We start from the raw sequence: 13,981 nt of genomic DNA on the forward strand, positions 1-13,981 counted from the left end.
CGACAACTCGCTACGGACACTGCCGGGTCCTGTCGTCCTTCGCGCCGGACAAAACTAGCACTCACTTCTTACCAAACGGAGAATCGATGCTCGCAAACAGCAAGGGCGAGGCCGCTCAAAAGGAAGAAGCACAGGCGGTCGCGGTAGCGGCCCTCGGCTTCATTGCGGCCGACGAGGATCGCCTCGGACATTTCTTGGACCTCACCGGCCTTGCGCCGGACGATATTCGGCGCGCCGTTTCGCAGGCGGGCTTTCTTGCTTCCGTCCTGCAGCACGTGATGTCCGACGAGGCGACCGCCGCGGCCTTCGCCACGGAAAATCACCTGTCCCCCGAGGCCCTCCGGCGCGCGGCCCATCGCCTCGGCGTCTATCAGGACTAGGCAGGCCATGAGCGCCCTGTGCCGCGACTGCCTGACGGAGGCCGGCGCGCTGGATCGCTGCCCGTCCTGCCGGTCGCCGCGCATCGTGCGCCACCCCGCGCTGGAGCGCCTCGCCATCGCCCATATCGACTGCGACGCCTTCTACGCGGCTGTGGAGAAGCGCGACGAGCCCTCCCTCATCGACAAGCCCGTGATCATCGGCGGCGGCCGGCGCGGCGTCGTCTCCACTGCCTGCTATGTCGCGCGCACCTTTGGCGTGCGCTCCGCCATGCCGATGTTCGAAGCCCTGCGGCTATGTCCCCATGCCACCGTGATCCGGCCCGACATGGAGAAATATGTGCGAGTCGGCCGCGAGGTTCGCGAGATGATGCTGGCCCTCACGCCGCTGGTCGAGCCGCTTTCCATCGACGAGGCCTTTCTCGACCTCACGGGAACCGAACGCCTGCACGGCGCCAGCCCGGCCCGGACGCTGCTGCACTTCGCCCGCCGCGTCGAGAGCGAGGTCGGAATCACCATCTCGATCGGGCTTTCCGCCAACAAGTTCCTCGCCAAGACGGCCTCCGACCTTGAGAAGCCGCGCGGCTTCGCCGTGCTGTCGCCGGAAGAGGCTCCCGCCTTCCTCGCGCCGCGCCCGATCTCCTTCATCTGGGGCGTCGGCAAGGCCGGCGCCGCGCGCTACGCGCGGGACGGCCTGCGCACCATCGCCGATCTGCAGCGTGCCGGCGAGGCCGACCTCATGCGCCGCTACGGCGCGGAGGGACTGCGGCTCGCACGCCTGGCGTTCGGACGCGATTCCCGTGGCGTCGATCCGGAAGGGGACCGCAAATCGGTATCGGCGGAAACCACCTTCGAGCATGACCTGGCCAGCGGCGAAAGCCTGCTGCCGATTCTCTGGCGCCTGTCCGAACGGGTCTCCGAGCGCCTCAAGAAGGCTTCCATCGCCGGCTCGACGGTGACGCTGAAGCTCAAATCGGCCGATTTCAGGATCCGGACGCGCGCCAAGGCTCTGCATGAGCCGACGCGCCTGGCCGCCCGCATCTTCGAAGCCGGCAAATCGCTCCTCGCCAAGGAAACCGACGGCACGCAATACCGCCTGATCGGCATCGGCGTGACCGGGCTGGTCGACATGTCGGACGCGGACAGGGGCGATCTGGCCGATCCGCAGGCACGCCGCCTCGTCGCCGCCGAGGACGCCATCGACGCCGTCCGCGCCAAGTTCGGCAAGGCGGCTGTCCAGAAGGGCATCGCGTTCAAGCCCGGCAAAAGCGGGTAGCCCCCTGCCGCTTCACGGCGCTCCGGCGGCAGCCGGCATGCGATAGACGCCGATATCGAGCTTGTGGCCGCCATTGATGTTGACACCCGCGACCCGGCCGACGAAATCGGGCTTGGTGCCGCCCGCGGCGAGCCGCACCAGGAAGGCGGGCTCGGCCCCCTGCTCCACGAAAGCCGTGCGGCACGCCCCGCCCGCAAGGAAATCGGCCGCGCCCTGGGCCGTGGGCATGCGCAGGCCGGTACCGGCGAGGAAGACCAGGCTCGGCTCGCGGTAGCCGACCGTCGCCGCATCGATTTCAGGGCATTGCGGGCTGCGGGCCGCGGCGGCCAGCCTCGGGCTGATGGCGAAGACCTGAAGATTGGGAACCATGCCCTGATAGACGCCCCAATAGAGTGCGACACCGGTCAGCAGGCAGCCAAGGGCCGCTTCGATCGCCCGCCCCCGGCGCAGGCGATCGAAGCCCCAGATCGAGGCGGCGATCGCCACCAGCACGAAGGGCAGAGCCAGCCACGCGACCTGCCGATCGTAGAACCACACCCCACCGAGACCACCGAGCGCGAGGGCGGCGGCCATGAGCGGTATCAGCAGCCCGACGAGACGCGCCCATGGCGCCCTTGCAAGGCCGTCTGCCGTCACGGCCGCCGCGACCAGCATGGCGATGGCGGGATAGGCCGGCAGCACGTAGTGGGGCAGCTTGGTCGGGAAGAACTCGAACACCAGCCAGAACGGCACGAGCCAGGCGAGCAGGAAGACGATGGCGGGTTCCCGGCGCCGCGCCCAGACCCAGGGAACCGCCAGCGCGGCCAGGGGCGCGAAGGGCCAGAACGTCGCCCAGAATACGGCGAGGTAGGTGCCGGGCCAGGCGCCGTGCGATTCCTGGCCGCCCGCGACCTTGCCCAGCATATCCTGGCCGACCGATTGCTGGAGGAAGGCCCCCTTCGTCTGGAGCATGATGGCGATGAACCAGGGCGACACCAGCACCAGCGTGAAGGCGATGCCGTAGATCCAGCGCAGCCCGGCGAGCCAGCGCCATTCCCGCGTCGCCGCGAAGATCCCCAGAGCCGTGAGGGCGACCAGCAGCAGGCCGATCGGCCCCTTCACCAGGATCGAGCCGGCCATGCCCAGCCAGAAGATGGCGGGCAGCGCGAGGCCGGAGGGCGGCTGTTCCCGGCGGCGCGAGGCCATGTAGAGGCGAGCGAGCACCCCGACCATGGCCATGACGGCCAGGAGCTGCGTCGCGTCCGTCTTGGCCAGCCGCGCCTCGACGCCGAGCAGGACGCAGCCCGCCATCATCAGCCCGGAAAGCAAGGCGGCCCGCCGGCCGACCAGCGGCAGGGCCGTCCACCACGTCAGCAATACCGCGCCGAAAGCGGCCACCAGCGAGGGAACGCGGTAGAGCGCGATCGTGGTCCGCGCCTCGGGAATGCCGAGCCTGGCGCCGGCCGTCACCGCTGTCGCCTGCAGCCAGTAGATACCGACCGGCTTTTTCAAGCGGGCTTCGTCCTGGAAGCGGATGCTGACGAAATCGCCGCTTTCCAGCATCTGCTTGGACGCTTGCGCGAAACGCGGCTCGTCCCTGTCCATCGGCGGCAGCGTGGCGAAGCCGGGCGCGAAGGCGAGAGCGGAAACCACGAGCAGGACGAGGACCGCGAGCAGGTTCGACGCCGCGACACGATCGAGCAGCGGTCCGGCCCAGCCGGTCTGCGATGCCGGAGCCTTCAGGACGACCGCCATTCAAATATCCTCGGATTGGCGACCCCAGCAGGGCTCGAACCTGCGACCTAGCGCTTAGAAGGCGCTCGCTCTATCCAGCTGAGCTATGGGGCCAAGGCCGGCATCGGCAGCGCCCCCGCCGGCGGCAACACATCAATGCGTCCACTGGCCGATGCGCGAGACCTTGAAATTATCGGAATAGGAAAGGACTTTGGTCGCCGCATCATGCGGCTCGTAGACCTGATAGGCGATGCCGTTGCGCTCGGCATAGGCTATCGCCTCGTCCTTGGTGGCGAAACGCAACTTGATCTGCTGCTTCATGTCGCCTGAAGACGTCCAGCCCATCAGCGGCTCGACCGAACGCGGCTCTTCCGGCTCGAATTCGAGCAGCCAGTTCTTGGTCTTCGCCGAGCCCGACTGCATGGCCGTACGAGCCGGCTTGTAGATCTTCGCTGTCATCGTCCGCCGTCCGCTTTCCTAGCGTCACATACTCACCATGGTCGGGGCAGCAGGATTCGAACCTACGACCTACAGTACCCAAAACTGTCGCGCTACCAGGCTGCGCCATACCCCGCTGCACGGTGAGTGGTTGCTTAGTAAGGGGCGCAGGCGCGAACTGCAAGAGGTCACCACGCCGGGACGCCGCTTATTGCGTCTTGAACAAGGGGTAGGACACCTTGTCGCCCGGCTTGACGCCGAGCCTGTCGGCCGAGCCGGCAACGACCTCCAGCACCGCCAGCACCGGTGCGCCGGAGGAGATCGTTCGCGTCGAAAGCGGCTCGGCCCTCTTCTCGATGCGCTGTACCGTGCCGTCCGCCCTGATGAAGATCATGTCCAGGGAGACGTAGGTGTTCTCCATCCAGAACGTCGCCACCTGCACGTCCTTGAAGGGGAACAGCATGCCCTTGTCGTCCGCCAGGCTGCGACGGAACATCATGCCGCGCTGCTGCTCCTCGTCGGTGCGCATGACCTCGACCTGGAAGTCGTGCTTTCCGCTCTGCGTCGTGATCGACAGGGGTTCGAACACCCCCTCTTCCGCTAGGCCCGGCAGCCCGGCGAGCAGCAGGAACAGCGCGGCGAACAGGGCGGAAAAGGCCGCTGCGAGCGGATGTCTCGTCGACATGGCGGTCAATGGGACTGCGGACCGGAGGGCCCGTCCGCGAGCTTGAGCTCGGCGGCCATCAGCCCCTTGGGGCCGTTGCCGAAGCGGACCATAAGGATCTGGCCGGGCTTGAGATCCATGATGCCGAAACGGCGCAGCGTCTCCATATGAACGAAGATGTCCGGCGTGCCGTCGCCGCGCGATACGAAACCAAAGCCGCGCAGGCGGTTGAACCATTTTACCGTGGTCGGCTCGAAGCCGCCCGACGGCGTCACCTGGACATGGGTGCGCGGCGGCGGCATCTGCGCAGGATGCACCGCCGTCGACTCGTCCATCGACAGGATGCGGAACACCTGCAGGCCCTTGGCGCGCTGGGTGGCCTCGACCACGACCCGGGCCCCTTCATAGGCGGCCTGGAATCCATCCCGCCGAAGAACGCTGACATGGAGCAGGATGTCCTGCCCGCCATTGTCGGGAACGATGAAGCCATAGCCCTTGGCGACGTCGAACCACTTGATGGCGCCGGCAATCTCGATCAGGCCGGCCGGGCTTTCGTCGGGATGGTCACTTGCCTCCCGCCCCAGCCCGAACCTGGCTTCAAAATCGTTCGTACCCATCTACGCCATCCAACACATCGGCCCACGCATCGGGCAACCGCGCGATTCTTAATGAAGCATACGATAGCACCGACGCGCGACACGGAAAGCCCGATTTAATAAATTTGTGGGCGGCGCCGCGGCGCACCGCAAAAATGCCTGCCGACACTGTAGAATGGAAAGCGGGAGCTGCGCGGCCCTGCGGCGCAAGGGACCTAACGCTCGAAATGGGAGAGGATGTCGCCGATTTCGCCGCGCAGGAGGAGGTCGGCGTCGTCATCGCAGGGCGTCGCCTCGCGGTTCACGATGACGAGTTGCGCCCCGTTCCGGCGGGCCAAGCGGGGCAGGCCCGCCGCCGGATGAACCAGCAGGGACGACCCTACGACCACGAAGAGATCGGAGGAACACGCCAGTTCCACCGCCCGCGTCATCGCCTCCTTCGGCATGGGTTGTCCGAAGGCGATGGTCGCCGACTTCACGAATCCGCCGCATGCCGCGCAGAGCGGCGCCTCGCCGCTCGCCTCGAAACGGAGCCGCAGGGCCTCGATCTCATACCGCCTCCGGCAGTCGAGGCATGCCGCATACGTCGCGTTGCCATGGACTTCCACGATGGCGGCGGCCGGAACGCCGGAGGCCTGATGGAGGTTGTCGACGTTCTGGGTGATCACCCCCGGGCTGATGCCGGCCCGGACCCATGAGGCGATCGTCCGATGGCCGCGCGTCGGCCGGGCCTGGCGCAGTTCCCCGTCCATGGCGAAGCGCCGCCGCCAGGTTTCCCTGCGCGCCTCCTCGTCGGCGAGGAAATCCCCGAACGGGATCGGCGCCGTGCGCGTCCACCGCCCGCCGGGTGAGCGGAAATCGGGAATGCCGGCCTCGGTTGAGAGCCCCGCGCCCGTGAAGGCGACCACGCGCCCTGCCCGTCCCAGCATCGCCTCGAAGCGGGCGAAATCCTCGTCCGGCGCAGCCTGCCCGTCGTCCGCCCCGTTTCGCATTGCCCCCGCCATGATCACGCCGTCCGCCGGGCCGACACGGCTCCACGCAGGGGATATGGTACCGGCAGCGGCGAACCGAAAGGCTTTCCCGGCGCCGCCAGGCGAACGGCCGCGACGTCTCTGCCTTCCCGGTGATATGATGATATGACATTTTATCGCCGCAAGGCCGGCGAGCCGCTGGCGAGCGACCGGCCGGCCCGCTATAAAGCCGCGAGCCTCCAGATGCCTCCGGAGGTCCGCATTTTACGCTAAGTCATTGAAAGGACTGGCCATGAAGTACTTGCATACGATGGTGCGCGTGCATGACCTCGACGCATCGATGAAATTCTATGTCGATGTCTTCGGCCTTGTCGAGGCGCGCCGCATCGAGAACGAGAAGGGCCGCTTCACCCTGGTGTTCCTCGTCGCCTCGGAAGACCTGGAGGCATTCCGGTCCGGCAAGGCGCCCGCCCTCGAGTTGACCTACAACTGGGACACCGAGGACTACGGCAGCGCCCGCAACTTCGGCCATCTCGCCTATGAGGTCGACAACATCTACGACTTCTGCGCCAAGCTGCAGGCGGCCGGCGTGACCATCAACCGCCCGCCCCGCGACGGCAACATGGCCTTCGTACGTTCGCCCGACCTGATCTCGATCGAGATCCTGCAGAAGGGCGATTCCCTGCCGCCGGCCGAGCCCTGGGCCTCGATGCCGAACACCGGCGTGTGGTGATCGGCGCGAAAACGCCCTGAAACCGGCCTGAATCGCCTGTTTTCATCGAAATGCAAAAAGGCGGCATATTCCACTTGCCGCCTTCCCTCCACCCCTCTATATGTCCGCGCCGCCGCGCCCTTCGTCTATCGGTCAGGACGCCACCCTTTCACGGTGGAGAGAGGGGTTCGATTCCCCTAGGGCGCGCCAGCATTTCGGACCCATGCTAAGTAGCTGAAACTAAAGAGAAATCGGTTACACAAAAACCGACGTGTCCCCCAGCTATCCCCCGATGTTTCCCCCAATAGTTGGTCCGGGTTTTTCAACGAGGCCGTCCCCCGTCGCAGCCGCTGATACCTTTCTAAGTCAAGCCCGAGGTTGCAAGCCCATGGTTGGCGGTAATCTGGCGGCCGATAAGACGGTCGGCGTCATGCATGATCACGCCAGGCCGGAGACCCCGGCGGTGAGAACGCTAAATCACCTCCGGACGCCCCTCGTTCCCCCTGCATTGGTAACCCCTGCATTGGTAAAAGGCGACCTGCCTTAGTCATGCCGTCAGCGACGGCATGCCTGAAGATGGAGGGGCAAGATCAATCCCTTTGGGTGGACATGGATCTGAAACCCTGCGGCGTCGATATACGCTAGAGCCCCCGGTTTCCAAGGTGCCCGACGCTGGCGTCGTAAAACTCGGCGACCAGACTTTGGGAGGACAGCCGCCGCGCTCCTGGCAGCCTGTCCCGTCCGGTCCCCCCTCCCCGCAGCCATGCTGGCCCAGCCCAGCCCCGCCCCTCATATCCGGCCTTACACATCGGCATTTCTGCAAGCTCTCATCTGTTGTTTCCGATTTTGTAAACTGTATAAAGGTCACTCATTCCACCGCTTTGAGTGACGAATCCCATGGCTCTGCCTCCGATTTATTCTCGGCGCAAAAGACTATCGGGCCAAGATACCCTAGCTGTTCATAAGATTATCTCAATCCCTTCGCATTTGAAGGTGCAGACCGTTCAGATAATCGATGATGGACTGGGAGAATATTGGCATAGGGGTAATTATTCACCGACGGCCAAATATTATGATGCGATCGTCAAAGCGCTGTGCCGCGAGATCGGGGTCCATAAACTCGTCGAGAATACGAGCAGCGACAAGCGCGATGAACTGTTCGTCTGGATGCAGGCGACGGACGATATCGATGCGTGGCTGGACGCTGTGGAGTTGAGCCTGACGGCCATCGACACGACCGTCCGAAGCCGATCAAACCTGCCTTACAGGACGCATGTCAGAAGGCCGCCCGATGACGTCATCAATGAATTCAATGCAAGGATGCAGGAATCCGGCATCGGGTATCGGTATCTATCGCAGAAGATCATCCGCGTGGACTCCGAGCACATCCACGACACCTTGATTGTTCCGGCGCTGTCCCTGCTGGAGGGTCCTGCCTATTCGGATGCGAACCAGAACTATCGCAATGCGCATGAAGCGTATCGGCGGGGGAGGCTCGAAGATTGTCTTTCGCACTGCCGCCTGGCGATCGAAAACACGCTCCGGGCCATCGCCAGGCAAAGGGGATGGACGGCAAGGGAGAGCGATCCGCCGGGCAGGCTGCTCCAGATTGCCGTCGAAGCCGGATTTATAGCGCCCTCAGTGCTGCCCTTCCTCGGTGCCCTCGCCGCTCCCGCGGGGCTGCCGGCTGCCGGGCTCCGTCCCGATGCCGGCTCGGGCATGCGTGAGTTCGGCCGCCCCTTCGCGGCCTTCCAGCTCCACCAGACCGCGGCCATGCTGCTCTATCTCGCCGAGCATCACGTCGCGGAACCTTCGGGCGAGCCGGCTGTCGTCAGGCTTGGCTCCTCCGGCCAGGATACGCTCCGGCCGCCGCAACACGGCAAGGTTCTGTGCGGATAGGCCTCCAGGCATGCGGTGAGTGCACGGGCGGCCGGGAAGGAACCGGCACCGCGGGGTTTCGTTAGGCACCGGAACCTCGCGGGAGCCTGCATGTCCTTCGATCTGCACAATCTGGGAAACCTACTCGTCGTCTATGGCATCAATGTCCTCGGCGCCGTCGCCATCGCCGCCATCGGCTGGTGGACGGCCGGCCTGTTCGAGCGGCTCACGCGCCGTGCGCTGATGTCGATCGCCCATATGGATGCCACCGTCGGTGTCTTCCTGGCCAGTCTTGCCTATTACGGCGTCCTCGTCCTGACTTTCGTCCTCATCCTTCAGGTGATCGGCGTCCAGGCGACGAGCCTCGTCGCCGTGCTCGGGGCTGCTTCCCTCGCCATCGGACTGGCCCTGCAGGGAACGCTCTCCAACATGGCGGCCGGCGTGATGCTGCTGCTGTTCCGCCCGTTCCACCTCGGCGACAGCATCGAGGTCGGGGGCAAGAGCGGGACGGTGAAGAACCTGAACCTGTTCATGACGGAACTCGCCAGCGGCGACAATGTCCAGGTGCTCATCCCGAACGGACAGGTGTGGGGAACCGCCATCACCAATCTCTCGGCCTATTCGACCCGGATCGTGAGCATCAAGTTTCCCGTGCCGTACGGAAAGAACCTCCAGGCGATCTCCGGCCGCCTGCAGGACTATCTCGAAAGCGATCGGCGCGTCCTGCCGTCGCCGTCGCCGAGCATCACGGTGTCGTCCCTGACCAATACCGGCATCGAGATCTCCGTCCAGGCCTGGACCGCCTCCGCCGAGGCCGGACCGGTGCGGGCGGAATTCGCCCAGCGCGTCCTGGAGGTGGTGCAGGAGCCCGAACTGTCGGCAGCCGCCGAGTGACGCCACGGAAACAGGGGAACCGCGCCTATCGATGCGAACTCAGCGCCCTTTCCACCAGGACGGCGGCGATGATGATGGTGCCGATCGCGGTACCCTGCCAATAGGGATCGATGCCGAGCAGGTTGAGGCCGTTGCGGATGCACACCATGATGATGACGCCGAAGAAGGTGCCGACGATCGACCCCCGGCCGCCGAACAGGCTGGTGCCGCCGATCACCACCGCCGCGATGGCGTCGAGCTCCAGGCCGGTGCCGCTCGTTGGGTCGACCGAGCGGATGCGGCCGGCGAGGAAAGCCGAGGCGATGGCGCAGAGCGCGCCCGCGACGACATAGACGGCGATGCGGTAGCGCTGGATCGGCAGCCCGGCCACCCGCGCCGCCTCGGGGTTGGAGCCGACGGCATAGAGCGTGCGCCCCATCTTGGTCCGGGTCAGGCCCCAATAGACGACGATGTAGAGGGCGATGAGGAAGACGACGTTGACGGGGATGCCGCCGATGGTCGCCAGCGCCAGTCTGGGCAGTTGCGGGGGAAGGTCGATGATCGAGCGAGCGCCGCTGAGGATATAGGTCAGGCTTCTCCCGATCGAGAGCATGCCGAGCGTGACGATGAAGGCGGCGACTCGCCCCTTCTCGATGATGACACCGTTGACCAGGCCCACCAGCGCGCCGGTCAGCAGGCCGGCGACGAGCCCCGGACCGAATCCGATGACCGGGAAGGCCGTGGCCATGGCGACGCCCGTGAGGCCGACCGTCGAGCCCACGGAGAGATCGATCCCGGCCGTCAGGATGACGAGCGTCAGCCCGACCGCCAGGATGCCGACGACGACGGATTGGTCGAGCACGTTGAGGATGTTGTTGGTGGTCATGAAATAGGGGCTCGAGAAGCTGAGCACCAGGATCACGACCGCCGTCAGGACGAGCATTCGGAATTCGAGCGATCCGGCGAGGCGATACAGAACCGTCTGGGGCATGGGCGAGGTCTTTCAGAGAGCACGGACTGGGGCATGAAGCGGGAAAGCGCCGGCTTTGCCGCCAATCATCGGCGGGATGCCGCATTCGGAAGCGATCACCCTCGGATACCGGGCGGGATCATCGCTCAGGCCGCGGCCGGCTGAGAAGGATGCAGCGCCTGCCGGATCAGCCCGGCCAGTTCCGCCGCCTGCGGCAGCCTTCGCGGCGGCGGTACGGTCAGCCCGATGAAGCCGAGGCCCTGGCCGCGCTTGCCGAGGATCGGCACCAGCATGCAAGCGGGATCGCCGGTCGGTGGCGTGGCGCCGTCGGCGAAGGGCGTGTCCCCTGCCCTCGCGAAAGCGCCGCGTTCGAGCGTCGGCGGCACACCCGGCCGGCTGGCACTGTCGAAACAGAAGATGTGGTCGGCATCGCGGTGGATCCACACTGCGCAGGCATCGTAGCGTTCGGCGAGCTGGCGCAGCAGCTGGCCGATCTGCCCGGCCGAACTGCGCGGCGCCGCGAGCATCGTCAGCCTTTCGATGTCGAGATAGGCGGCGGGAACTTCGGCCACGCTGCGTCCGTCGCTGAGGACGACCACCCGGTCGGACAGGCCCAGCAATTCCTCGAAATCCGAACTGATGAGGATGATGGCCATGCCCGCGGCGGCACTCGCCCTCAACGCCTTGTAGATGCTGGCGCGGGTCTCGATGTCGACCCCGCGGGTCGGCTCGTCGAGAATGAGCAGCTTCGGCTTTGCGAGGAGCCAGCGCGCCAGGATGATCTTCTGCTGCATCCCGCCACTGAATTTCAGGATATTGGCGTCCGCCAGCCGCGCAGCCTTGAGGCCGAGGCTTTCGACGACGGCGATCGCCTGCTTTTCCACCTTGCCATAGGAAAGACCGATCTCCTTCTGCAGGCTGAGATGCACCAGCATCAGATTTTCTCGGACGGAAAAATGCGGCACCAAGCCGTGCTGCCGGCGATCCTCGCCGACGAAGCCGAGCCCTGCGCGGATGGCATCGATCGGCGAGCGCGGATCGAAGGACCGCCCGAAGAGTTCCATTTCGCCGGCCCGGCGCGGAACCAGGCCGAAAATAGCCTCGGCCGCCTCGGTCCGCCCGGCGCCGACCAGGCCGCCGAGGCCGAGGATCTCGCCCTCGCCGACATGCAGGGACACGTCCCGGACGGCATTGCCGACCCGCAGGTTCAGGGCGCGGAACGCCGTTTTGGCGAAGCCGCCTCCGACCCGCCCCTGCCCCGCATAGACGTCACGCAATTCGCGCCCCACCATCAGGCGGATGAGTTCAGGGCCGTCGATCGAGCCGGTCTCGACCGAAGAGGCGACGAGGCTGCCTTCGCGCAGCACGGTCAGCCGGTCGGTGAAGGAAAAGATCTCCTCCATGCGATGCGTCACCAATACGAGGCCGTGCCCCTTGTGGGCCAGGCGCTGCGTCAGCTCGAGCAGCCGATCGCATTCATAGGGTGAAAGGGAGGTGGTCGGCTCGTCGAGCAGGATGACCCTCGAATCGAGCGCCAGTACCCGCAGGATCTCGACGATCTGTCGGTTGGCCATCGACAGGTCGGACACCCGCGTATCGAGCGAGAACTGCATGACGATCTTGAGGTCGTCGATGAGCGCGCCCGCCCGCTGCCGGAGGCGGCGCCAGTCGAGCCGCCCGGACCGCCCGAGCTCGGGCAGGAAGACGTTCTCGATGGCGGTCAGGTCCGGCGCCAGACTGGTCTCCTGGGTGACCATGGCGATGCCGGCCTCCAGCGCATCGCGCGGATTCGCCGGAGCGATCTCTCGGCCCAGTACCGACAGGGAACCCGCATCGGGCCGAATCATGCCGGCAATGACGCGTGACAGCGTGCTCTTGCCCGCGCCGTTGGCGCCCACCAGCGCATGCACCTCGCCGACGCGCAGCTCGAAATCCACACCCCTGAGAGCACGCGTAGCGCCGAAGCGTTTCTCGATGCCGCGGGCGCTCAACAATGCGCCGGATGTTTCCGCCCCGTTGGTGCCGCCGGTCATGCGCTGCCTCCCCTCGGCATCGATCGTCTTGTCATGGAAAAATGATAGCGCTAACGTCGAATCCGATGCAAGCCGCTTTCCGAGCCTGCGGCGCCTTTCATCGAATCCGATCACAAGGGAAAACAATGCCCCGCTATTTCGAGGATTTCCAACCGGGCCAGGAGGTCTGGTCGCCCGGCCGCACGATCACAGAGGCGGATGTGATGACATTCGCCGGCCTGTCGGGCGATTATAATCCGGCCCATACCGATCATGAATTCGCGCGGCGCGGCCCCTTCGGCAAGCCGATCGCCCATGGCCTCCTCGCCCTCATCGTCTCGGCGGGCCTCGCCGAGCGCGACGGCGGCCTCGACGGTACGGCCGTGGCCATGCTGGGCGTGACCTGGCGCTTTTCGAAACCCGTCTTCTTCGGCGACACCATCCGCCTGAAGCTGACCGTGGCGAGCACGCGGCGCACCAGCAGGGGCGACCGCGGCGTCATCGTCAGGGACGTCGCGGTCCACAACCAGCATGACGCTATCGTGCAGGAAGGCTCGTTCACCACCATGGTGATCGCCCGACCGGCTTGAAAAACGAAAGAGAAACAGGGAGGACATCATGGACGGCAAGGACAACGTCTTCGAATTCGTCGACGCGCATCATCATTTGTGGGACCTGAACCGGCTCTATTACGGCTGGCTGACCGACAAGCCCTTTGCGGGCCATCCTTCCGGCGACTATTCGTCGATCATGAAGAACTATCTGGTCACCGATCTCCAGAGGGAAGGCGCCGCCGTCAATCTGATCAAGTCGGTCCACATCGAGACCGCGGACGGCGAGACTGATACCGTGCGCGAGACGGAATGGCTCCAGGAGGTCGCGGACAAGCACGGCATGCCCAACGGCATCATCGCGCGGGTCGATCTCGCCGCGCCCGATGCCGCCGCGGAGCTGGACAGGCACATGGCGTTCGCGAATTTCCGCGGCGCACGCATGCTGTCCTTCATGGGGCTCGACTTCCTCGACGCCCCGGATTTCCGTCGCGGCTTCGACGCGCTGCAGAAGCGCGATCTCGTCTACGACATGGATGCCGGCTGGCCACAGATGGGCAAGGCGTTCGATCTCGCCCGCGCCTTTCCGCGCGCCACCATCATCCTCGGCCATTGCGGGTTTCCGAAGGAGCGGACGGTCCCCTATTTCCACGCCTGGCGCAAGGCGATCCGCACGCTCGCGCAGGCGCCGAACGTCGCCTGCAAATTGTCGGGCCTCGCCATGGTCGACCATCAATGGACCGTCGCCTCGATCCGCCCATGGATCGAGACCTGCATCGAATGTTTCGGGCCGTCGCGCTGCATGTTCGGCACGAACTGGCCTCTCGACGGCCTGTTCAGCGATTATCCGACGGTGGTGAACGCCTATCGCGAGATCGTCGCCGACTATTCGGACGATGAGAAGCGCGCCCTGTTCCGCACGTCGGCGGAAGGCTGGTACCGCATCTGAC

At 65.6% G+C, this 13,981-nt stretch carries 14 protein-coding genes and 3 tRNA genes; 8 read left to right on the top strand and 9 right to left on the bottom strand.

Annotation, left to right across the window (positions count from 1 at the left end):
- The first annotated feature begins 86 nt into the window (after positions 1–86).
- Positions 87–380: a DUF3572 family protein gene (locus J3R73_RS14200; protein WP_307427850.1), complete on the top strand. Its 294-nt coding sequence runs from the start codon at positions 87–89 to the stop codon at positions 378–380.
- A gap of 7 nt (positions 381–387) precedes the next feature.
- On the top strand, positions 388–1,653 hold the full coding sequence (locus J3R73_RS14205; RefSeq protein WP_307427852.1) for a DNA polymerase IV: 1,266 nt from the start codon (positions 388–390) through the stop codon (positions 1,651–1,653).
- Between the two features lie 12 nt (positions 1,654–1,665).
- Here J3R73_RS14205 and J3R73_RS14210 read toward each other — a convergent pair whose 3' ends face one another.
- The 7 genes from J3R73_RS14210 to J3R73_RS14240 form a co-directional block, all read right to left on the bottom strand.
- Positions 1,666–3,387, bottom strand: a complete 1,722-nt coding sequence (locus J3R73_RS14210; protein ID WP_307427854.1) for an ArnT family glycosyltransferase — start codon at positions 3,385–3,387, stop codon at positions 1,666–1,668.
- 16 nt (positions 3,388–3,403) lie between these two features.
- Positions 3,404–3,480 (bottom strand) — tRNA-Arg (locus J3R73_RS14215).
- Positions 3,481–3,519: 39 nt separating this feature from the next.
- On the bottom strand, positions 3,520–3,825 hold the full coding sequence (locus tag J3R73_RS14220; protein ID WP_307427856.1) for an ETC complex I subunit: 306 nt from the start codon (positions 3,823–3,825) through the stop codon (positions 3,520–3,522).
- A 38-nt stretch (positions 3,826–3,863) separates the two neighbouring features.
- Positions 3,864–3,940, bottom strand: a tRNA-Pro gene (locus J3R73_RS14225).
- 72 nt (positions 3,941–4,012) lie between these two features.
- Positions 4,013–4,489 carry a DUF192 domain-containing protein gene (locus J3R73_RS14230; protein WP_307427858.1) on the bottom strand — a complete coding sequence of 159 codons (477 nt, stop codon included), beginning with the start codon at positions 4,487–4,489 and terminating at the stop codon, positions 4,013–4,015.
- A gap of 5 nt (positions 4,490–4,494) precedes the next feature.
- Positions 4,495–5,085, bottom strand: a complete 591-nt coding sequence (locus J3R73_RS14235) for a cold-shock protein (protein WP_307427860.1) — start codon at positions 5,083–5,085, stop codon at positions 4,495–4,497.
- Positions 5,086–5,279: 194 nt separating this feature from the next.
- On the bottom strand, positions 5,280–5,993 hold the full coding sequence (locus tag J3R73_RS14240; protein ID WP_370880085.1) for an SIR2 family NAD-dependent protein deacylase: 714 nt from the start codon (positions 5,991–5,993) through the stop codon (positions 5,280–5,282).
- A gap of 334 nt (positions 5,994–6,327) precedes the next feature.
- On the opposite strand from J3R73_RS14240, the gene J3R73_RS14245 reads away from it, so the two are divergent.
- The 4 genes from J3R73_RS14245 (at position 6,328) to J3R73_RS14260 (ending at position 9,519) form a co-directional block, all read left to right on the top strand.
- On the top strand, positions 6,328–6,768 hold the full coding sequence (locus J3R73_RS14245; RefSeq protein ID WP_307427864.1) for a VOC family protein: 441 nt from the start codon (positions 6,328–6,330) through the stop codon (positions 6,766–6,768).
- A gap of 114 nt (positions 6,769–6,882) precedes the next feature.
- Positions 6,883–6,957 (top strand) — tRNA-Glu (locus J3R73_RS14250).
- A 687-nt stretch (positions 6,958–7,644) separates the two neighbouring features.
- Positions 7,645–8,646: an abortive infection family protein gene (locus J3R73_RS14255; protein WP_307427866.1), complete on the top strand. Its 1,002-nt coding sequence runs from the start codon at positions 7,645–7,647 to the stop codon at positions 8,644–8,646.
- Positions 8,647–8,736: 90 nt separating this feature from the next.
- A complete protein-coding gene (locus J3R73_RS14260) occupies positions 8,737–9,519 on the top strand; it encodes a mechanosensitive ion channel family protein (RefSeq protein ID WP_307427868.1) in 783 nt (260 codons plus the stop codon).
- Between the two features lie 25 nt (positions 9,520–9,544).
- Here J3R73_RS14260 and J3R73_RS14265 read toward each other — a convergent pair whose 3' ends face one another.
- Together J3R73_RS14265 and J3R73_RS14270 are read right to left on the bottom strand one after the other, a co-directional pair.
- Positions 9,545–10,489, bottom strand: coding sequence for an ABC transporter permease (locus J3R73_RS14265; RefSeq protein ID WP_307427870.1), 945 nt, complete (start codon positions 10,487–10,489; stop codon positions 9,545–9,547).
- 125 nt (positions 10,490–10,614) lie between these two features.
- A complete protein-coding gene (locus tag J3R73_RS14270) occupies positions 10,615–12,501 on the bottom strand; it encodes a sugar ABC transporter ATP-binding protein (protein WP_307427872.1) in 1,887 nt (628 codons plus the stop codon).
- A 125-nt stretch (positions 12,502–12,626) separates the two neighbouring features.
- On the opposite strand from J3R73_RS14270, the gene J3R73_RS14275 reads away from it, so the two are divergent.
- Together J3R73_RS14275 and J3R73_RS14280 are read left to right on the top strand one after the other, a co-directional pair.
- A complete protein-coding gene (locus tag J3R73_RS14275) occupies positions 12,627–13,070 on the top strand; it encodes a MaoC/PaaZ C-terminal domain-containing protein (protein WP_307427874.1) in 444 nt (147 codons plus the stop codon).
- A gap of 28 nt (positions 13,071–13,098) precedes the next feature.
- Positions 13,099–13,980 (top strand): amidohydrolase family protein, encoded by an 882-nt coding sequence (locus tag J3R73_RS14280; RefSeq protein WP_307427877.1) that lies wholly within the window; start codon positions 13,099–13,101, stop codon positions 13,978–13,980.
- Position 13,981: the final 1 nt, after the last annotated feature.

It is taken from the genome of Labrys monachus (assembly GCF_030814655.1).
Lineage (GTDB): Bacteria > Pseudomonadota > Alphaproteobacteria > Rhizobiales > Labraceae > Labrys > Labrys monacha.